Source organism: Pseudomonas sessilinigenes (genome assembly GCF_003850565.1).
In the GTDB taxonomy this organism is placed as follows: domain Bacteria; phylum Pseudomonadota; class Gammaproteobacteria; order Pseudomonadales; family Pseudomonadaceae; genus Aquipseudomonas; species Aquipseudomonas sessilinigenes.
In genome coordinates this window covers 6,411,042-6,430,476 of sequence record NZ_CP027706.1, presented here as the reverse complement: position 1 = coordinate 6,430,476, position 19,435 = coordinate 6,411,042, and the positions used below count along the sequence as shown (strand labels likewise).

Annotated in this window: 20 protein-coding genes; 7 read left to right on the top strand and 13 right to left on the bottom strand. The window is 62.8% G+C overall.

What is annotated here, in order from left to right:
- Positions 1 to 33 precede the first annotated feature (33 nt).
- The 6 genes from C4K39_RS29405 to C4K39_RS29380 all read right to left on the bottom strand — a co-directional run bounded on the left by C4K39_RS29405 (position 34) and on the right by C4K39_RS29380 (position 4,877).
- Complete coding sequence (locus C4K39_RS29405) at positions 34 to 936, bottom strand: DMT family transporter (RefSeq protein WP_225926506.1); 903 nt, start codon at positions 934 to 936, stop codon at positions 34 to 36.
- Between the two features lie 223 nt (positions 937 to 1,159).
- Positions 1,160 to 2,125: a LysR family transcriptional regulator gene (locus C4K39_RS29400; RefSeq protein WP_164487337.1), complete on the bottom strand. Its 966-nt coding sequence runs from the start codon at positions 2,123 to 2,125 to the stop codon at positions 1,160 to 1,162.
- A 205-nt stretch (positions 2,126 to 2,330) separates the two neighbouring features.
- Positions 2,331 to 3,656, bottom strand: coding sequence for a prephenate-dependent tRNA uridine(34) hydroxylase TrhP (gene trhP / locus C4K39_RS29395; RefSeq protein ID WP_068582907.1), 1,326 nt, complete (start codon positions 3,654 to 3,656; stop codon positions 2,331 to 2,333).
- 122 nt (positions 3,657 to 3,778) lie between these two features.
- Positions 3,779 to 3,961 carry a hypothetical protein gene (locus tag C4K39_RS29390; RefSeq protein ID WP_068582910.1) on the bottom strand — a complete coding sequence of 61 codons (183 nt, stop codon included), beginning with the start codon at positions 3,959 to 3,961 and terminating at the stop codon, positions 3,779 to 3,781.
- Between the two features lie 115 nt (positions 3,962 to 4,076).
- Positions 4,077 to 4,271, bottom strand: a complete 195-nt coding sequence (locus tag C4K39_RS29385) for a hypothetical protein (RefSeq protein ID WP_011062291.1) — start codon at positions 4,269 to 4,271, stop codon at positions 4,077 to 4,079.
- Positions 4,272 to 4,520: 249 nt separating this feature from the next.
- Positions 4,521 to 4,877 carry a hypothetical protein gene (locus tag C4K39_RS29380; protein WP_068582912.1) on the bottom strand — a complete coding sequence of 119 codons (357 nt, stop codon included), beginning with the start codon at positions 4,875 to 4,877 and terminating at the stop codon, positions 4,521 to 4,523.
- Positions 4,878 to 5,131: 254 nt separating this feature from the next.
- Between C4K39_RS29380 and C4K39_RS29375 the strand changes: the two genes are divergently transcribed.
- Positions 5,132 to 5,950, top strand: coding sequence for a shikimate 5-dehydrogenase (locus tag C4K39_RS29375; RefSeq protein WP_124348106.1), 819 nt, complete (start codon positions 5,132 to 5,134; stop codon positions 5,948 to 5,950).
- Positions 5,951 to 6,019: 69 nt separating this feature from the next.
- Here C4K39_RS29375 and C4K39_RS29370 read toward each other — a convergent pair whose 3' ends face one another.
- On the bottom strand, positions 6,020 to 6,670 hold the full coding sequence (locus tag C4K39_RS29370; RefSeq protein WP_124348105.1) for a YceH family protein: 651 nt from the start codon (positions 6,668 to 6,670) through the stop codon (positions 6,020 to 6,022).
- Positions 6,671 to 6,901: 231 nt separating this feature from the next.
- Entirely contained in the window at positions 6,902 to 9,409 is a 2,508-nt protein-coding gene (locus tag C4K39_RS29365) for a flavin-containing monooxygenase (protein WP_124348104.1), read from the bottom strand.
- Positions 9,410 to 9,572: 163 nt separating this feature from the next.
- Between C4K39_RS29365 and C4K39_RS29360 the strand changes: the two genes are divergently transcribed.
- Together C4K39_RS29360 and C4K39_RS29355 are read left to right on the top strand one after the other, a co-directional pair.
- The gene (locus C4K39_RS29360; RefSeq protein ID WP_124348103.1) at positions 9,573 to 10,601 is read left to right on the top strand and encodes an AraC family transcriptional regulator; all 1,029 of its coding nucleotides are present in this window, start codon (positions 9,573 to 9,575) and stop codon (positions 10,599 to 10,601) included.
- A gap of 71 nt (positions 10,602 to 10,672) precedes the next feature.
- On the top strand, positions 10,673 to 11,182 hold the full coding sequence (locus C4K39_RS29355) for a DUF1993 domain-containing protein (protein ID WP_068582925.1): 510 nt from the start codon (positions 10,673 to 10,675) through the stop codon (positions 11,180 to 11,182).
- A gap of 76 nt (positions 11,183 to 11,258) precedes the next feature.
- On the opposite strand, the gene sstT is transcribed toward C4K39_RS29355, so the two are convergent.
- Positions 11,259 to 12,491, bottom strand: coding sequence for a serine/threonine transporter SstT (sstT, locus tag C4K39_RS29350; protein WP_068582928.1), 1,233 nt, complete (start codon positions 12,489 to 12,491; stop codon positions 11,259 to 11,261).
- Between the two features lie 346 nt (positions 12,492 to 12,837).
- Between sstT and C4K39_RS29345 the strand changes: the two genes are divergently transcribed.
- Positions 12,838 to 13,995, top strand: coding sequence for an MFS transporter (locus C4K39_RS29345; RefSeq protein ID WP_068582931.1), 1,158 nt, complete (start codon positions 12,838 to 12,840; stop codon positions 13,993 to 13,995).
- Here C4K39_RS29345 and nhaR read toward each other — a convergent pair whose 3' ends face one another.
- The gene (gene nhaR / locus C4K39_RS29340) at positions 13,996 to 14,901 is read right to left on the bottom strand and encodes a transcriptional activator NhaR (RefSeq protein WP_068582933.1); all 906 of its coding nucleotides are present in this window, start codon (positions 14,899 to 14,901) and stop codon (positions 13,996 to 13,998) included.
- 134 nt (positions 14,902 to 15,035) lie between these two features.
- Here nhaR and C4K39_RS29335 point away from each other — a divergent pair, with 134 nt between their 5' ends.
- Together C4K39_RS29335 and C4K39_RS29330 are read left to right on the top strand one after the other, a co-directional pair.
- Positions 15,036 to 15,284 carry a hypothetical protein gene (locus C4K39_RS29335; RefSeq protein ID WP_124348102.1) on the top strand — a complete coding sequence of 83 codons (249 nt, stop codon included), beginning with the start codon at positions 15,036 to 15,038 and terminating at the stop codon, positions 15,282 to 15,284.
- Between the two features lie 30 nt (positions 15,285 to 15,314).
- Complete coding sequence (locus tag C4K39_RS29330) at positions 15,315 to 16,070, top strand: TerC family protein (RefSeq protein ID WP_068582938.1); 756 nt, start codon at positions 15,315 to 15,317, stop codon at positions 16,068 to 16,070.
- A 76-nt stretch (positions 16,071 to 16,146) separates the two neighbouring features.
- Here C4K39_RS29330 and C4K39_RS31630 read toward each other — a convergent pair whose 3' ends face one another.
- Positions 16,147 to 16,317: a hypothetical protein gene (locus C4K39_RS31630; protein ID WP_164487336.1), complete on the bottom strand. Its 171-nt coding sequence runs from the start codon at positions 16,315 to 16,317 to the stop codon at positions 16,147 to 16,149.
- 224 nt (positions 16,318 to 16,541) lie between these two features.
- Here C4K39_RS31630 and C4K39_RS29325 point away from each other — a divergent pair, with 224 nt between their 5' ends.
- Complete coding sequence (locus C4K39_RS29325) at positions 16,542 to 17,216, top strand: peptidase C39 family protein (RefSeq protein WP_124348101.1); 675 nt, start codon at positions 16,542 to 16,544, stop codon at positions 17,214 to 17,216.
- Positions 17,217 to 17,272: 56 nt separating this feature from the next.
- On the opposite strand, the gene pbpG is transcribed toward C4K39_RS29325, so the two are convergent.
- Together pbpG and folD are read right to left on the bottom strand one after the other, a co-directional pair.
- A complete protein-coding gene (pbpG, locus tag C4K39_RS29320) occupies positions 17,273 to 18,211 on the bottom strand; it encodes a D-alanyl-D-alanine endopeptidase (protein ID WP_124348100.1) in 939 nt (312 codons plus the stop codon).
- A 291-nt stretch (positions 18,212 to 18,502) separates the two neighbouring features.
- Positions 18,503 to 19,357 (bottom strand): bifunctional methylenetetrahydrofolate dehydrogenase/methenyltetrahydrofolate cyclohydrolase FolD, encoded by an 855-nt coding sequence (folD, locus tag C4K39_RS29315; protein WP_068582944.1) that lies wholly within the window; start codon positions 19,355 to 19,357, stop codon positions 18,503 to 18,505.
- Positions 19,358 to 19,435: the final 78 nt, after the last annotated feature.

Sequence of the window (19,435 nt, the reverse complement as noted above, 5' to 3'; positions counted from 1 at the left end):
CGGCTCCCCTTTGGCCTCAGGCCGTCCTACCGATCACTTGAGCAATGGCTTGCCCGGCGAGGGCGCGCTGCACAGGCGCACGCCCAGGGCGGCGAGTATCACGCCGCCCCACGCCAGCCAGGGCATCGGTTCGCCCAACAGCAGCCAGGCCACCAGGGCCGCGCCGGGCGGCACCAGGAAAAACACCGCCGACACCCTGGCGGCCTCGTTACGCCGTACCAGCAGCATCAGCAAGGCGATCGCCAGCAACGAATTGAAGAACGACAGGTAGCCCAGGGCGCCAACGAAGGCCCAGTTCCACTGGAGCGGCTGGGCGTTGAAGGTCAAGGCCAGGGGCGATACCAGCAGCATGCCCAACAGGTACTGGCTGAACAGCGAAAGAACGATGGGTTGCGGGGTCGAGGCCTTCTCCAGCAACACGCTGGCACTCAAGCCCAGCAGCGACAGCCAGGCCAGGCCCATGCCCAGCACGGTGAAGCGTTCAACGTCGGACTTGGCCAGGATCACCACCGCTGCCCCGAAAAATCCCAGCAACAGCCCCAGCCATTGGCGACCGGCTACTGGCGTGCGCAGCAGCAAGGGCGAGGCGACGCCGATCACCACCGGCTGCAGCGAGACGATCAGTGCCAGCAGGCCGGCGCTGATCCCGGCGTCGATGGCCAGGTAGGTCCCGGCGAAGTACACGCACTGCATGAGCACGCCACTGGCGATCATCGCCAGCAGGGGCCGGCCCCGGGGCAGGGGCGGGCGCTGCACCAGCACCACGGGCAATAGCACCAGCACCACGATTACATAGCGCAACCACAGGAACATCATCGGGCTGCTGTATTGCAGCCCGACCTTGACGATGGCGAAGCCGGACGACCAGAGCACGAGGAACAGCGCGCAGATCAGTCGATCCGGCCGATTGCCCAGGGTGGCAGGCAAGCCGCTCACACAATGCCTGCGTCGAGGCGTTCGTCAGGCTCGATTCCTGTCCGGTGGGCGATTGGCAATGCCTGCATCTACGGCTCCGTGATTGAGGGCTGGCGGGTAGCGAGGGCCTGGTCCTGGGACATCAAGGGCCCGGCGAACTGAACTGCAGGTTATGTAGCCACTGCGGTGGCGTCCAATATCGGCTGCATATGCTTGCAGACGATCGAGGTATGGGCAGGGTTGCCTAGGGCAGGGGGGATGGGACGCTGCTTACCAGGTTCAACAAGGGCAGGAAGTTACGCAGCGGGGCGCTGCTGGTGCCTGCCAGCCAGGCCGCGCTCAGTGGCGAAAACAGCGGGTTGTCGCGGATAGCCAGGAAGACGATGCCCTGGCGTAACTCGGCCCCGACGCTCTGCGGCACGAAGGTCAGCCCCACCCCGGCCCGAGTCAGGCCCAGGGCGGCCTGCAGGTTCTCGACGTGCTGCACCAGGTGCAGGTGTACGCCGAGCCGTTCCAGGGTGTTCTGGATCAGGTCGGTCAGGCTGGGCAGCGGGAAGCGCGGGTAGAGTACGGTTCGCTCCTGGTCCAGGTCCTGGATCGCGATGTCTTCGCGGCCTGCCAGGCGATGGCCCGTCGGTACGGCCACCACCAGCGGCTCCTGGAGCAACAGGCGTTGCTGAAATGCCGGGTCGTCCTCCAGGGCCGGGCGGGCCAGCCCCAGGTCGATATCACGCGCCAGCAGCGCCGGGCCAATCTGTGCCGCCAGCAGTTCCCTGAACTCCAGCTCCACGCCTGGATAGCATTGGCGGAACAGGCCGAGCAGCTCCGGCAGTTTGTTGTACATGACCGAACCGGCGAAACCGATGGAGAGTCGCCCACCATGGCCTTCGGCAAGTTCGCGGACCTCCCTGACACTGGACTGGACATCGTCGAGGATGCCCCGGACCTTGAGCAGGAATTGTCGGCCGGCCTCGGTCAGGCGTAAGGGGCGGCCCTGGCGCTCGAACAGGACGACTCCCAGGTCTTCTTCCAATTGCTTGATCTGTTGGCTGAGGGGCGGCTGCGCCATGTGCAACTTCGCCGCGGCCCGAGTGAAGCTCAGCTCTTCGGCCACGGCCTTGAAATAGCGCAGGTGGCGCAATTCCAGCCGTTGCTCCATGGGTTTGGCCGACGGTTCTGCGGCGGGGCGGGGCACGATGGTGTCGGGCATGAGCACAACATTCCTGGGCAGTGGTCGTTGTTGTTCTGCAACGCTGGCACGGTTTGGTGTTCCGTGAGCCATGCGTTTTCGAGCCAAGCATATCCAGCCCATCGCGCTCAGTGCGAGCCTGGCGTGGGAAATCGGTGTGCGTCTGGTGGCGTGAGCGCCGCCGGCTAGCGGCCGGCGGCACCCTGAAGGGATCGACGCGAGGGGCTCAAGCGCCGATGTCGCGCATCAATAGGCCGAAACGCAGGTCCACCTGGTCGGGGATCGGCAGGTAGACGGTATGGCCATCCCCCGGTGCGACTTCGATGGCCTGGCCCTGGATGTTCTGCAGTTCGTGCAGGTCGAAGTGGAAATTGCCCTTGGGGGTCATCAATTCCATGTGGTCGCCCAGGGCGAAGCGGTTCTTCACCTTCACTTCTGCCAAGCGGTCACGGCGCTCTCCGGTAAGCTCGCCGACGAACTGCTGGCGCTCCGAGACCGAGCTGCCGTTCTGGTAGTTCTGGTACTCGTCGTGCACATGGCGGCGCAGGAAACCCTCGGTATAGCCACGCTGGGCCAGGGACTCCAGATCGTTCATCAGGCTACGGTCGAATTCGCGCCCGGCGGCGGCATCATCGATGGCCCGGCGATAGACCTGGGTGGTACGTGCGCAATAGAAGTGGGATTTGGTGCGGCCCTCGATCTTCAGCGAATGCACGCCCATGCGGGTCAGGCGACCTACGTGCTGCACGGCCCGCAGGTCCTTGGCGTTCATGATGTAGGTGCCGTGTTCGTCTTCGAAGGCTGGCATCAGCTCATCCGGGCGGTTGGCTTCGCTGAGCAGGAAGACCTGCTCGGTGGGCGCCCCAAGGCCCAGGGTCGGCTCGGGTTCACAGGTCTGGACGATGTCTCCGAGATTGTCCTGGGTAGCCGGCTCGGCCTTGTATTTCCAGCGACAGGCATTGGTGCAGGTGCCCTGGTTGGCATCGCGCTTGTTCATGTAGCCCGAGAGCAGGCAGCGGCCGGAGTAGGCCATGCACAGCGCGCCATGGACGAAGACTTCCAGTTCCATGCCCGGCACTTGCTGGCGGATCTCCTCGATCTCTTCCAGCGACAGTTCCCGGGACAGGATGATCCGGCTCAGGCCCTGCTGCTGCCAGAACTCGACGCTGGCCCAATTCACCGTATTGGCCTGGACCGAGAGGTGGATGGGCATGGCCGGAAAGTGTCGGCGCACGAGCATGATCAGGCCGGGGTCGGACATGATCAGTGCATCGGGAGCCATTTCGATGACCGGAGCCAGGTCCTTGAGGAAGGTCTTGAGCTTGGCATTGTGCGGGGCGATGTTGACCACCACGTAGAAGCGCTTGCCCTGGGCCTGGGCCTCCTGGATGCCGAGCGCCAGGTTGGCGTGGTCGAATTCGTTGTTGCGTACCCGCAAGCTATAGCGCGGTTGCCCGGCGTATACCGCATCGGCGCCGTAGGCGAAGGCGTAGCGCATGTTCTTCAGGGTGCCGGCGGGAGCCAGGAGTTCGGGTTTGGCCAGGAGCGTCATGGGGCTGTCGATCGCAAAAGGTCGCGAGGGTAAGCCAGTGCCCGCTCGGGTTTATTGACCTGCGTCTATGCCTGGAGCAGAAAAAACCTTGGGTGCGACGGTCATCCGGCGCCGTCGGTTGGCTAGGCGTGCAACACCCTGGTGTCGAGCTGGCGGGACAGGGCCTGGGCGGCAGGCAGGGACATCAGCGGGCCGCTGATGGCTTCGCCGTCGCGTACCAGGTACCAGCAGGCGAGCAACCCCATGGCCCTCAGTGGGGCGGGGACGGCGCTGCCGACGACGGACATGATCTGGTGCTTGTGCATGGGAACCTCCTTTTGCATGGGGGTTACCTTACAAAGCGCCCAGTGCTACGAAAAATCACCCTGGTTGATAGTGGACATCGATTGGGCACAGGTGATGATCGGCAACAGGTCGCGTTCAGTCCACGACCTGGTCGAGCATATGCAGCACTTCCTGTTCGTTGAGCAGGCCCTTGCGCACCAGGTTTTGTGCCAGCAGCGAGAGGAACTTGGCGCTGCGATGGCCTTCCAGGTGCTTGAGTTCGGTCAGGGCGTCATAGACCCGGCTGGAAGTGCAGAGGCCGGCAACGCGGTGCGGATTTTGCGTAGGCATGGGGGGCGTCCTTGTTGTTATGGGCCTTGGATGATCGGACTGGATCGATCTTGCAGCCCGCAAATGACACAAACATGACAATCCCGTGTCGAGCTAGGCGGCCTTGGGATCGGCACACTATTGCCGGATTTAAACGCAAGTACTGTTCCAGTCACGACATCTTCCAGAATTATTCAGACATCTGGCTGATGGCAGAATGCAACAGGCCCCGCTTGTGGGGCGGGGCCTGTCGTTTGATCCTGCTGTCGCTTACCAGCGACCGGGGCCGTAGTAGTAATGCGGGTGGCCATAGTAGCCACGGGGTGGTCCGTAGTAGACCGGTGCCGGGCGGTAGTACACCGGTTGTTGCACATAGACCGGTGCCGGCTGGTAGTAGACCGGAGGGGGCGGCGGGGCGGCGTACACCGGCGCCGGTTGCACATACACCGGTGCCTGCTGTACGTAGACGGGGCGATCCTGGTTGGCGATCACCGAACCCACGACGGCAGCGCCGACAACAGCACCCAATGCAGCGGGGCCGACCCAGCCACCACCGTGGGCGGATGCCTGGCCTGCGACAGCGAGTGCACCCATGAGCAGGGCTATCTTGGGGATTTTGGAGATCATGGTTTTTCCTCGGTTCAACCCCTGCGTTTATGGTCTGCACCAGACCCAAGAACTGACGCGGGGATACTTCTAAGACAGCGGTTATCGCAAATTCTGCACAGTCGCTGAGTAAATGTTGTGTAAGGTCTGTACCGGTCTCTTTACCGTTATCCCTGGACGGTTCGAGGCCGTTGAACAAGCGCCGATATGATCAGGCACAAGCGGGGTGGCTGGCCAATCCCGTCTATCCGAAAGTGCCAAGCGAGGAGATGAAGATGCAAATGAACCCCAATAAAGACACCCAGTTGTGCATGTCGTTGTCCGGGCGTCCGGGGAACTTCGGCCTGCGCTTTCACAACCACTTGTATGAACAACTGGGGCTGAACTTCTACTACAAGGCCTTCAGCAGCCAGGACCTGCCGGGTGCGGTCCGTGGAATCCGTGCATTGGGCATTCGTGGTTGCGGCGTTTCCATGCCGTTCAAGGAGGATTGCATCGCCCTGGTGGATGAGCTGGATGCATCGGCCCAGGCCATTGCCTCGATCAATACCATCGTCAACACCAATGGCCACTTGAAGGCCTACAACACCGACTACATTGCCGTGGCGCAGTTGCTGGCGGCCCATGCCGTGCCCAGGACGTGCAGTTTCGCCTTGCGTGGCAGTGGTGGCATGGCCAAGGCCGTGGCCAGTGCCTTGCGCGATGGGGGTTATGACAACGGTGTGATCGTTGCTCGCAACGAGGTGGCCGGGCGTGCCCTGGCCAGCTCCCTGGGCTATCGGTGGCAAGCCGAACTGGGGGCGCTGCGGCCGCAGATGCTGGTCAATGTCACGCCGATTGGCATGAGCGGCGGGCCCGAAGCCCAGCAGCTGGCCTTTGAGGCCGAGGCGATCGCCGCGGCGGACACGGTGTTCGATGTGGTGGCGATCCCGGCCGAGACGCCGTTGATCCTACAGGCCCGGGCCCAGGGCAAGCGGGTGATCACCGGGTTGGAAGTGATCGCCATCCAGGCGCTGGAGCAGTTCGTGTTGTATACCGGCGTGCGTCCCAGCCAGGAGCAGTTCCAGAAGGCCGTGGCCTACGCCCGGGCCTGATCCCCGGCACAACGGGTGCAGGCCACCGAAGGCCTGCGCCCTTGGCGCCGCCTTCGGTTTGTTGACGGTCTAGCCTTCGAGGCGAGCCAGGCGCTCCTCGAGGGCGGCGATCCGCGCCTCCAGTTCCTCGATGCGTTCCAGGGCGACTGCGCCACCGGTGCTGCGCTCCACCGGGCTGCCGCGGGCGGCGAGAATGGCTTCGATCTCCGCCGGGTCGCCCAGGGCGTGGGTGTAGCGATCTTCGCGCTGGCCGGACTGGCGCGGCAGATGCAGGGCCAGACCCCGGGCCACCAGGCGTTCGAGCTGATGCAGCACTTGCTCGGCATCTTCGAAGTCATGCATGCGCCCGCTGCGAGTCAGCAGTTCGTTCACGGTCTGCGGGCCCCGCAGGAACATCAGGCCGCACAGGATCAATTGCGCGGGCACCAGTTCCAGGGCCTTGTCCAGGCGCTGCTCCCAGCGGTCGGCGCGACTGCCCATCACCAGGCGGGTAAAGCCCTGGGCTTCCAGGGTCCGCAGGCTCTGGCCGACTTGTCCCTGGGTCAGGTTCATCACCGGCTCGCGGCTGGTCTTCTGGTTGCAGGCGATCACCAGGGCATTGAGGGTCAGGGGATAGGTTTCCGCACTGGTGGCCTGTTTTTCGATCAATGATCCCAGGATGCGGATTTCGGCATTGCCAAGGCGCAGTGCTTCGCTGGGAGTTTCGTGTTCGCTGCTCATGAGTACAGGTCCCTTGGTAACTGATGGAGAGAGGCGCGGCGACCCCAGCCTGTGGGGTTGGGGTGGGCTGGGCGGTCCATGGCCGTGGTGGCCGGTTGCGAGGGGCTCTGTTTTACCTGTAGAAGCGGCCCCTGGCCATCAGAACTTGGTTACACGGGGTGCTGGCGCCTCCAAGGGCGCGTGGTCGTGCCTTAAAAAAGCCGCGCCCCTGGCCGGGGGCGCGAGTGGGCGTCATGGCGTCGGCAGGGTTTGTGCCTTGGGCGCCCGGTCTTGTGCGCTGGTGTCTGTACTGTCCCGCTCCAGGCATTGGCGGGCAAAGCGGGCGAGATCGCGCAGGGCGGCCCTGGCCGAACGCAGGTAGAAGGCCTGCAACTGGAAGACATGCCAACGGCCTTCGTGGATCTGCAACTGACAAGGCACCGCCGATGCCCTGGCGCGTTCGGCCAGGCGAGTGGAATCGGACAGCAGCACCTCCTGGTCGCCGACCTGGATCAGCATCGGCGGCAGCCCGCGCAGGTCGGCTTCCAGGGGGCGGTGCAGCAGCGTCTGTGGCGTTGCGGCATAGGCCTGCAAGGCCTGCTCCAGCCAGTCGCGGCGGATCATCGGGTCCGTGGCCTGGCGGCTTTGCATGCTGGCGCCGGCCAGCGTCGGATCGGTCACCGGCGAGAGCAGCAGCAAGCCGGCGGCAATGCCCTCGCCGCGCTCCTTCAAGGCCAGGGCCAGTGCCAGGGCCAGGGCACCGCCGGCGGAGTCACCGGCAATCAGCAGCCGCTCTACCGGGTAGCCCTGGGCGCGGATGGCGTCGTAGCAGGCCAGGCAATCCTCCAGCGCCGCCGGGTAGGGATGTTCCGGAGCCAGCCGGTAATCCGGTGCCCATACCGCGCAGCCGCTTTCTTTGGCCAGTCGGCTGGTGATGCTGTAGTGGGTGTCGGGGCTGCCAAGGCAGAAGGCGCCGCCGTGCAGGTAGAGGATGACCCCCTTGGCGGCGCTGGCCTTGGGTTCGACGATCTGTAGTGCCATATGTCCCAGCCGGCTGCGATGACGGTTCACTCCCCAGCCTCCAGGCATCAGCCTGGACAGGCCGGCAACGATCTTGCGCTGGCTGGCCAGAAGCCGGGGCGGGCCGATCAAGGCCCTGAAGCTGGCCCGCAGGAAGAGTCGCAGGAAGGCCGCATTGCCTCGTTCCAGCCAATCCCCGGGGGCCGCTATTCGTTGCCCGTCGGTTGCTCGGTCGCCATCCAGGGGGCTGGAGAACTGGTAGGCCGCCAGCCCGGCATGGCGGGCCAGCCAGCGATAGCTCCAGGTGAAACCCGGCCAGTTGGTGCTGTTGTGGCCGTTCGGGTCTACGTACCAGCTCTGGCACCCGCTCCATACCGAGGTGGCCAAGCGCCGCTGGATTCGTTGTTGGAAGCGCTGGTGGGATTGTGGGTCCACCTCCAGGGTCCGGGCGGTATTGGCCAGGAGCGCACGGCGAGCCTTCATCACGTGGGATATCTGGCTTTCGAGCATGTAGATGATGGAGTTGTGCCCCAGGTTGGTGTTGGGGCCGTAGAGCATGAAGAAGTTGGGGAAGCCCGGCACGCTCAGTCCCAGGTAGGCGGCAGCACCTTGCTGCCAGGCCTGGTTGAGATCTTGCCCTAGGCGTCCGGTGATGCGCATGGGCGAGAGAAACTCGGTGGCGGCGAAGCCGGTGCCATAGATGATGGCGTCTACTTCGTGCCGTTGGCCGTCCAGGGTCTCGATGCCCTGTTCGGTGATTCGCTTGATGCCTTGGGTCAGCAGTTCGACATGGGGCTTGTCGAAGGTGGCCAGGTAGTCGTTGGACAGCAGGATGCGCTTGCAGCCGATGGGATAGTCCGGGGTCATCTGGCGTCGCAGTTCGGGGCTGGACACCGAGGCCTTCAGCAGTTTCTGGAAAGGTATGCCGACGGCCCAGCGGGTCAGGCCTTGCAGGCGGGTGAAGCCCAGGGCGCGGGATTCGAAATGCAGGTAGTGAGCCGCGCGTACCAGCTTCATCCACAGGGGATGGCGGGCAAAGCGTTGCAGTTCTTCTGGCCTGTAGGGGCGATCGGCCTTGGGCATGATGTAGGCCGGCGAGCGCTGGAAGACCTTGAGCGTCGCGACCTGATCGGCAATCTGTGGCACGAACTGGATGGCCGAGGCTCCGGTACCGATCACCGCGACCCGCTTGCCGGCCAGGGGATAGTGATGATCCCAGTGGGCGGAGTGGAACACATGACCGGTGAAGCTCTCCATGCCTGGCAGCCTGGGGAGGGCGGGGCGGCTCAGCTGGCCGGTGGCGCTGACCAGCAGCCGGCTCAGGTACGACTGGCCATTGTGGCAGCTGACTTTCCACAGGCACTGGCTGTCGTCGAATTCGGCATGGCTGACTTCGCTGTCGAACTGGATGTGAGGCAACAGGGCATAGTGTCGGGCGCAGTGTTGCAGGTAGTCGTGGATCTCGGCCTGGGGCGCGAACACCCTGGACCAGTTGGGGTTGGGCTCGAAGGAAAACGAATACAGGTGCGAAGGCACGTCGCAGGCTGCGCCGGGGTAGGTGTTCTCGCGCCAGACGCCCCCGACGTCCTGGCCTTTTTCCAGGATGAGAAAGCGGCTGACCCCAGCCTTGCGCAGGGCAATGCCCATGCCCAGGCCGCCGAAGCCCGTGCCGATGATGATGGCTTCAAGGGGGATGCTGGAGTCGTGCTCCGGGTTCTTGGCAGTGATGGGTGCAGGCATGACGACCTCGTTGTTCTTGTTGTGTGGTGCGGTACCGCGCCCCTGGATCGAGAGTGCGGCGCCGATGGGGGTCAAGCATGGAGGCAATCGCTCATGGACCCCATGCTGCAACGTGACAAGTGCTTTAGTATTTGGGCCAAATCGTCACCGGATGAGTCAGCCCATGAGCATTCAGTCGTTCACTCGCGGACCTTCCAGCGCTTTGCTGCTGGTGAACTTCGGTCGTGAGCGGGGCCTGCCCCTGGCACGCCTGCTGGCGGGTTCGAGGCTGTCCATGGCGCAACTGCAGGACCCCAACAGTCTGTTGTCGGCGGCCCAGGAGTTGCGGCTGGTGGGTAATCTGCTGGAGTTGCTGGGGGATCCACCAGGGCTGGGCCACGAAGTAGGGCTGCGCTATCACTTTTCCACCTATGGCTTGTTCGGCTACGGCCTGATCAGCAGTGCGACCCCGGCGGATGCGTTGAGCCTGGCCTTGCGTTTCCTGCCGTTGACCTATGCCTTCTCCAGTATTGGTTATCACCAGGAGCCGGGGGTGGGCGTGTTGACCTTCGGTGAGCCGGCAGTGGCCGATGTCGCGCTGCAAAGCTTTCTGCTGGAGCGGGACATGGCGGCCGCGGCCGTGTTGATGAAGGAGATTGTCGGCGAGGATTTCCGCTTGCTGCGGATCACCCGTTGCGGTGCGCCGCCTGTGCACGGGGGGGCTGGAGAGTCGCGGAAGATTTTCGGCGTGGGTCCCGAGTATCGGGCGCAGAGCAACAGCCTGGTATTCGACCGGCGCTGGTTGCACCGCTCCTTGCCCCAGGCCAATCCGGTGACGGTATCGATGTGCGAACAGATGTGCAGGCAGCTGCTGGAGCAGCGGCAAATGCACCCGGGGGTGGTGGCCCAGGTGCGCCAGCATCTGGATGCGCTACCAGCGGGGGCCGTTGCGGACCTGCCAGCCATGGCTCGCCTGAACCGCACCAGCGTACGGACCTTGAAACGACGCTTGCAGGAGCAGGGCAGCAGCTATCGTCAATTGCTGGCCGAGCATCGGCGTCGCCAGGCCCTGGAACTGCTGGGCAATCCTGGCCTGAGCCTGACCCAGGTGGCGCAAAGGCTCGGCTTCAGCGACCTGTCGAGTTTCTCCCAGAGCTTCAAGCGCTGGTTCGGCGTCGCTCCAAGCCAGTATCGCCAGGGGCCGGGCGGATAAACCCACCCGGGCAATGGCTGCGGCTATAATCCTCGCGCGCTGTATTCCCACCACCTCTGATCGAGATTGTCATGACTATTTCCCTGTACGCCGCTTCCGTTCCTGTCTTCAAGCAAATGCTCAAGGCCCTGAGCGATGTACTGCACAAGGCCGAGGCCCATGCGACGGCCAAGGGTATCGAGCCCAATGCGCTGTTGCAGGCGCGCCTGTACCCGGACATGTTCCCGTTGGTGCGCCAGGTGCAGATCGCCGTGGACTTCGCCAAGGGCGTTTCGGCGCGCCTGGCCGAGGTCGAGCTGCCCAAGTACGACGACAGCGAGACCAGCTTCGCTGACCTGCAGGCGCTGCTGGCCAAGGTCCTGGCCTTTATCGATGGCATCCAGCCGTCCCAGGTCGATGGCAAGGAAGGCATCGAGATCGTCACCCGTCCGGGCACGCCGAAAGAGAAGCGCTTCAGCGGCCAGTCCTACCTGCTGACTTATGGCCTGCCGCAGTTCTTCTTCCATGTCACCACTGCCTACGCGATCTTGCGTCACAACGGCGTAGAGGTCGGCAAGCGTGACTACATGGGGGCATTCTGAGGCGTTAGCGCCTTTTCTGGATGAATGAAAAAAGCCCGGCCAGGGTCGACCTGGCCGGGCTTTTTCGTGCTGCGGATCAGGCCGAGGCTTGTGCCTTGTCTTCCTGGGCCATGCAGGCTGCTGCGGTGAAAAGCACGTCGGTGGAGGAGTTCAGTGCGGTTTCTGCCGAGTCTTGCAGGACGCCGATGATGAAGCCCACGGCCACCACTTGCATGGCGATCTCGCTGGGGATACCGAACAGGCTGCAAGCCAGGGGGATCAGCAGCAGCGAACCGCCGGCGACCCCGGAAGCGCCACAGGCACAGATCGCGGCCACCACGCTCAGCAGCACGGCGGTGGGCAGGTCCACGGCGATGCCCAGGGTGTGCACGGCAGCCAGGGTCAGCACGGTGATGGTGATCGCCGCACCGGCCATGTTGATGGTGGCGCCCAGGGGAATGGATACCGAATAGGTATCCTCATGCAGGCCCAGGCGCTTGCTCAGCTCCAGATTGACCGGGATGTTGGCTGCCGAGCTGCGGGTGAAGAACGCGGTGATGCCGCTTTCGCGCAGGCAGGTCAGTACCAGCGGGAACGGGTTGCGGCGGATCTTCCAGTAGACGATCAGCGGGTTCATCACCAGGGCCACGAACAGCATGCAGCCGATCAGCACGGCCAGCAGGTGCAGGTAGCCGAGCAGCGCATCGAAGCCCGAAGTGGCCAGGGTCGAGGCCACCAGGCCGAAGATCCCCAGGGGCGCGAAGCGGATCACCACCCGCACGATCAGGGTGACGCCGTTGGACAGGTCCTCGAGCACGCTGCGGGTGGTTTCACCGGCATGGCGGATGGCCACGCCCATGCCGATGGCCCAGGCCAGGATGCCGATGAAGTTGGCGTTCATCAGGGCGCTGACCGGGTTGTCCACCACGCTCAGCAGCAGGCTTTGCAGCACTTCGCTGATGCCGCCCGGTGCGCTGATGGTCACGTCGTGGGTGGACAGCACCAGGGCAGAGGGGAACAGGGCGCTGGCGATCACGGCCACCACCGCGGCGGCGAAGGTGCCGAGCAGATAGAGGACCAGGATCGGGCGGATATGGGTTTCCTGGCCATGCTTGTGGTTGGCGATCGAGGCCATTACCAGCACGAATACCAGGATCGGTGCCACGGCCTTGAGCGCCGAGACGAACACTTTGCCGACGAAAGTGGTGGACTTGGCCACCTCAGGCGCCAGCAGTGCCAGGAGGATACCGGCAATCAGGCCGATGACGATCTGTGTCACCAGGCTCAGGCGCTTGAGGGATTGCAGGAAGGACGGTGGTGAAGCGTTCATAAACGGTATCTCTATTTTTTTAATGTGCAGTGCATGCAGCGACCCTGGGCCGGAAACTGACCCAAAGTGGAACCGCCACGCAAGGCCGCGGTCGGACAAGCAACAGGCAGGCAGGACGACCATCGAGTGTCGAGCCGCCTGTTTTGGGGGCAGGGGCGGACTTTATCACAGCAGGCCCGGCTTCCCGTGTGGATGTGACGATCTGCCACTTGCCGTGTCGATCAGTTGGATAACGCGGTTGCCTTGACCTGTATCCACTCTGTTAAGATTCGCCATCCCCATTTTTCCTATCCGGTCAGCGCGCCCTCCGGGCCGTCGCTGTCATCCGTCGTCGCTGGAGTTTTGCATGTTGTTTCCCATCCTGCTGTTATCGGCTGCGGGCTTTACCATCCTGACCACGGAATTCGTGATCGTTGGCCTGTTGCCAGCCATTGCCCGGGACTTGCAGGTCAGTGTGTCCCAGGCCGGCTTGCTGGTGACGCTGTTCGCCTTCACCGTCGCCGCCTTCGGTCCGTTCCTGACCGCTTACTGCGCGCGTTTTCCGCGCAAGCCGCTGTTCATCATCGTGCTGGTGCTGTTCGGGCTGTCCAATACCGTCGCCGCGCTGGCACCGAACATCTGGGTGATGGCCCTGGCACGGCTGGTGCCGGCCTTGGGCTTGCCGGTGTTCTGGGCCCTGGCGAGCGAAACCGCGGTGGATATCGTCGGGCCGGACGAGGCCGGGCGGGCTATTTCCAAGATCGGTTTCGGCATCGTCTGTGCCACGGTATTCGGAATTCCCGTGGGGACCCTGATCGCCGATCTCTTCGGCTGGCGCAGTGCATTCGCCATCCTGGCGCTGGTGGCCTTTGCCAAGGCGCTGCTGTTGTATCTCTATCTGCCGAAGACTTCGGTGCACAACGAACAGGCCAGCCTGGGCTCGCAGTTCGCTATCCTGCGCAGTCCGCTGATGCAGGGGCATGTGCTGCTGTCGATCCTGGTATTCAGCGGCATGTTCACGGCCTACACCTACCTGGCGGATATCCTTGAGCGCCTGGCCGGTTTCAACGGCACGCTGGTGGGTTGGTGCTTGATGGGCTTCGGTGCGGTAGGCCTGATCGGCAATTCCCTGGGGGGGCGTTTTGTCGATCGCCATCCGCTGATTGCCTCGATGGTGTTCTGTGCCCTCATGATGGGGGGCATGGTGGCCCTGGTACCGAGCATTCATTCGACCCTGGGGCTGGCAGCGGCCATGGGTATCTGGGGCATGACCCAGGCGGCGATGTTCCTGGTCAGTCATGTGCGGATGATGAAGGCAGCCCCACAAGCTCCGGCTTTCGCCGCGTCCTTGAACATCGCCGGAGCCAATATCGGGGTCGGCCTGGGGGCGATGGTCGGCGGCCGGGTAATCGATACCCTGGGCCTGGGGCACCTGGGGTTCGCGGCGGCAGGCTTCATCCTGCTGTCGATTGCCCTGGCGCTGGTGTTGATGAAGGTGAAGGCGCCACAGGCCTGCGCTTCCTGATCAGTGGCCGAGGGGCGTGAACAGTTCCCGTCGCGCGCCCTCGGTAATGGCAACGATCCCGGGGTGCTTGACCTTGCGCTCCACGGTAATGGCATAGAACGATTCGGCCACGGCGTCGGTCTGGCCTATCAACTGCACGCCGTATTGCTGCTGGACTTCATCGGCAATCACGCTGGGGGCAATGAAGATCCCGCTGCCGGATTGGCCGAAGGCCTGCATCAGGGCGCTGTCGTCGAATTCACCGATGATTCGTGGTTGTAGCTGCTGTTCGGCGAACCAGCGCAACAGGCGGCTGCGGACCACGGTTTCCTGGCCGGGGATCAGCAAGGGGGCGCCATGCAGTCCTTGAGGGAAGTTGGCGCCGTGCAGGCGCGCCAGTTCCTGGGTGGCAAAGAAGCTGATTCCGCATTCCCCCAGTTTCTGGCTGTAGCCCTTGATATCCAGGTGGGGCGGCATCGGGCTATCGGAAATCACCAGGTCCAGGCGCTGGATGGCCAGGTCGGCCAGCAGGCGTTCGAGCTTGTCTTCGCGGCACGTGAGGCGGATCGGCTCGCTGAGCTCCATGGTCGGAGCGACCAGTCGATAGACGATGGACTTGGGCACCACGTCCGCGACCCCGACCCGGAACGGGATCTGCTGCTCGTCGGGACGGGCGCGGAGCATGGCTTGCAGTTCGTTACCGAGCTGGAACATCTGTTCGGCGTAGGGCAGGGCCTGGCGCCCGGCTTCGCTCAGTTCCAGCTGGCGCCCTACGCGGCGGAACAGTTCGACGCCATAGGTTTGCTCCAGCAGGCTGATCTGTCCGCTGATGGTTTGCGGGGTCAGGTTCAGCTGCTCGCAGGCCCGTACGATGCTGCCGGTCTTGGCTACAACCCAGAAGTAGTGCAGTTGGCGGTAGTTGAGCATGACGATTAACTATTCGTAAAAACCGAAGTATAGCTGCAATAAATACGAATTTTCCTGAACTGTTGCGCTCCATAGAATGCCTCGCCATCGACAGGACTCTCATTGGTCCTGTGCGTTCTATCGAGGAAATCGGCATGTCATTCAAACCCCTGGGCTCAGCTATCGTGCTGGCCCTGTCTATGCTGACCCTGGCGGGCTGCGAGCAGGCAGAAAAGAGTGCCCAGCAGGTGCTGGACAAGGCGGCACAGTCAGCCAAGCAAGCGATCGACGAGACCCACAAGGCAGCAGAGCAAGCATTGAGCGATGCGGCTGGTAGTGGTGTCGGCAAGGACAAGAAAACCGATGACAGCGCCAAGCAGGCCGAGTCATCCCAGGAAATCTGATCTTTCATGCAACCGAGTCGGGATTGACCCATGGATTACCTTTTACAGCTCGCCGCCAGCCCCACTGCCTGGGTGGCCCTGGCTACCTTGGTGGTGATGGAGATCGTGCTTGGCATCGATAACCTGATCTTTATCTCCATCCTTACCAATAAGTTGCCGGAGCAGCATCGAGCCAAGGCGCGGCGCCTGGGGATCGGCATGGCCCTGTTCATGCGCCTGGCGCTGCTGAGCACCGTGGCCTTTATCGTCCAGCTCACTGAGCCGGTGATCGAGGTGCTGGGGCAGAGCTTCTCCTGGAAGGACATGATCCTGATTGCCGGTGGCTTGTTCCTGGTGTGGAAGGCCACCACGGAAATTCACCACAGCATGGATTCCAAGCCAGAGGAGGAAAAAGTCGCGACTCCTGGTGTGGCGATTGGCTTTGCCGCTGCCATCGGCCAGATCCTGCTGCTGGACATGGTGTTTTCCATCGACAGCATCATCACTGCGGTGGGGATGACCGAGCACTTGCCGATCATGATCATTGCCGTGGTGGCATCGGTGATCGTGATGTTGCTGGCTGCCGAGCCGCTGGCCAAGTTCATCAATGACAACCCGACCATCGTGATGTTGGCCCTGGGCTTCCTGATCATGATCGGCATGACACTGATTGCCGAAGGTTTCGGCGCCCATGTGCCCAAGGGCTATGTCTATGCGGCGATGGCCTTCTCGGCGGCTATCGAATGCTTGAACATGCTGGCTCGTCGGGCCCGGGAAAAGCGCCAGGCCGCACAGTCCGAGGCTTGATCGCAGGATTTAGCCCACGGCAGACCGCCTGTGCTCCCTGGAGCCAGGCGGTCGTTTCATGGGTGGGCACGTTCGGTCAGTGAGCGGTCGCGGGATTTCGGTGCTCTTTCTCTGCTGGGGTGATGCTTGCGGGCGACTGCCGGGGCGGGTGATGGCGGCGGACGATGCGCAGTACGCCCCAGAGCATGGCACCGGCAACTGCCAGCCAGCCCAGGATCAGCATCAGGATCGTCGTTGTCAGGCTCATGTGTGCCTCCTTCCATACCCCTTGGCGGGGCACGATTCTTACTAGAAGACAGTCTAGTAGTCTCTGTGTTTCAGGCTATTGACCAATAGTCGAGAGTCCTCGAACAGTTCGCTCTATGGTTTTCGATTAACTGTCGTCAAACGCTATACCCCCGTCCTCAAGCGCCCTATGATCAGGGCCCCAGCCGGAAGAGGACTGCCCGGCGCCTGATATAGAGAGCAATGATGGTGCGGGTATTTCCTGGATTTCGAGCGGCGCTGCTGGCCAGTGCCTGTGTGTTGGGCCTTGTCGGTTGTACAGGCAGCGTGCAGCCGCAGATTCAGCGCCTGCCGGAGCGAGTGGAGCTCAACAGTGTGCCGTTCTTCAGTGGCGAGATGTATCAGAGCGGGCCGGGGGCCCTGGCCGGGATGCTGTCGCAACAGGGGATCGTGATCACCCCGGGGCTGCTGGACAAACCCCTGCACTTGCCGGGTGCCGAGGCACAACTGCCACAGAACATGCAAAAACTGGCCAGGGAATACGGCATGGTGGTTTATCCCCTGGATGACAACCTGCCTGCGCTGCTGGCCCAGGTTGCGGCAGGGTATCCAGTGATGGTGCGGTTCACCGAGGGGTCGGCATTCTGGGCGCAACCGCGCTACGCCGTACTGGCCGGCTATAACCGAGACAAGCAGACGGTGCTGCTGCGCGGGGCGAAGAGTCGCCGCCAGTTGATGGAGTTCGGTGCGTTCGAATCGGCCTGGAAGGACGCTGGCAGCTTTGCAGTCCTGATCCAGGCGCCGAACCAGTTGCCAGCGGCGGTCGATCGCCAGCGTTGGCTGAAGGCCGCTGACGAATTGGCCCAGGCGGGCCAGGAGCAAGCGGCGGCCCGGGCCACCAAGGCCTTGGACGGTCACTGATCGGTTGAACGCGACAACGGCGCCCATGGGCGCCGTTGTGATCATGCGAGGGGAGCTCAGTGGGATGCCTGGGTGGCTCCGGCCTGGCGGTTCTTGAGGTTTTTCTCCGCTTTGTAGCGCAAGGCTACGTCCGGTACCGAGCCGCTCTTGCCGGTTTCCATCCAGTTGCGGATTCGGCCGGCATCGGCGAAGTGCGTGTACTTGCCGAAGGCATCGAGAATCACCAGGGCTACCGGGCGATTGCTCATGCTGGTGACCAGCACCAGGCAATGGCCAGCCTGGTTGGTGAACCCTGTCTTGGTGATCTTGATGTCCCATTTTTCCTTGTTGACCAGGTGGTCGGTATTACGAAAGCCCAGCGTGTAGTTGGGCTTGCGAAATGCCACGGTCTTTTCCTTGGTGGTGCTCAACTCGCTCAGCAGGGGGTACTTGCGCGCTGCCACCAGTAGCTTGCTCAGGTCCCGTGCGGTGGAAACGTTATGGATCGAAAGGCCGGTGGGCTCCACATAGCGAGTGTGAGTCATGCCCAGGGACTTGGCTTTGGCGTTCATCGCCGCAATGAACGCGGCATAGCCCCCTGGGTAGTGATGGGCGAGGCTGGCGGCTGCACGGTTTTCCGAGGACATCAGGGCAATCAGCAGCATTTCCCGGCGGCTCAGTTCGCTGTTGAGTTTGACTCGAGAGAACACGCCCTTCATTTCCGGGGTGTCGCTGATGTTCACGGAAATGTATTCGTTCATGGGCAGCTTGGCGTCCAGCACCACCATGGCGGTCATGAGCTTGGTGACCGAAGCGATGGGGACCACGACGTCAGGGTTGCTGGAATAGATGACCTTGTTGGTTTGCAGGTCGAGCAGCAGGGCGCTACCAGAGGCGATGTGCAGTTGTGACGTGTCTCTTGGGGCCGCGGTAGTTTCGGCGGCGTCGACGCTGTGCGTGAGTAGGGTGCCGGACACAGCAAACAACAAGCTGAGGATGGAGAGACGAATTTTCACGCCGGTGGACTCGATAGAATGGATATGCCGTTTTGCAACGGGCTTTTTTGGAAAAACGTTACATTCTATGAGTATGGCGGAAGAACTGTCGATTGCTCTTCAGCAGTCAGCCGAAAACCCTTAAAAACCAAGAAAAAAACCGATTTTCTCCTGAACGGTAGTGCATTGTCGGTCTGGATCGAATGGCAGGCGCCGGGCTAGAAGTCGCCAGCGATAAGGGGAGGTAAATACTGTGGTGTTACAGAATAAAGAAAGCCCGCCGATGGCGGGCTTTTGTGTGCGCAAGGACACTCAGCTGTGCAGCGACTCGGCTGCGTACAGGGTGTTTTCCAGTAGGCAGGCACGTGTCATGGGGCCTACGCCGCCGGGCACTGGAGTGATCCAGCCTGCGCGGGGCAGGGCGGTTTCATAAACCACGTCGCCCACCAGCTTGCCGTCTTCCTGGCGATTGATGCCGACATCGATGACGATGGCACCTTCCTTGATCCACTCACCCTTGACCAGGCCAGGCTTGCCGGCTGCTACAACCACCAGGTCGGCGCGGCCGACGTGACCGGCCAGGTCCTTGGTGAAACGGTGGGTCACGGTCACGGTGCAGCCGGCCAGCAACAGCTCCATGGCCATTGGGCGACCAACGATGTTGGAGGCGCCGACCACCACCGCATCCATGCCATACAGGTCGGCACCTGTGCTTTCCAGCAGGGTCATGATGCCCTTTGGCGTGCAGGGGCGAAGCAGTGGGATGCGTTGTGCCAGGCGGCCGACGTTATAAGGATGGAAACCATCCACGTCCTTGTCCGGGCGGATGCGCTCGAGCAACAGTGATGCGTCCAGGTGCTCGGGCAGTGGCAATTGTAGAAGGACGCCATCGATGTTCGGGTCATCGTTCAGGCGATCGATCAGGCCTGCCAGGTCTTCCTGGGTGGTGTCGGCGGGCAGGTCGTAGGCCTGGGAAAGAAAGCCGACCTCTTCGCAGTCTTTACGCTTGTGCGAGACATAAACCTGAGAGGCTGGATCGCTGCCGACCAGGATCACTGCGAGGCCGGGAGTGCGCAGGCCTTGCTGGCGACGCTCGGCGACACGCTTGGCGATCTGCTGGCGCAGGCTAGCGGCGATCGCTTTGCCGTCGATTAGTTGTGCAGTCATGACGCGTGATTAACCATCGAGAGGGAAAGAAAAAGAGAACACATTCTCGCATGCCGGGGCGTGAGGGCAAAGGCGCTT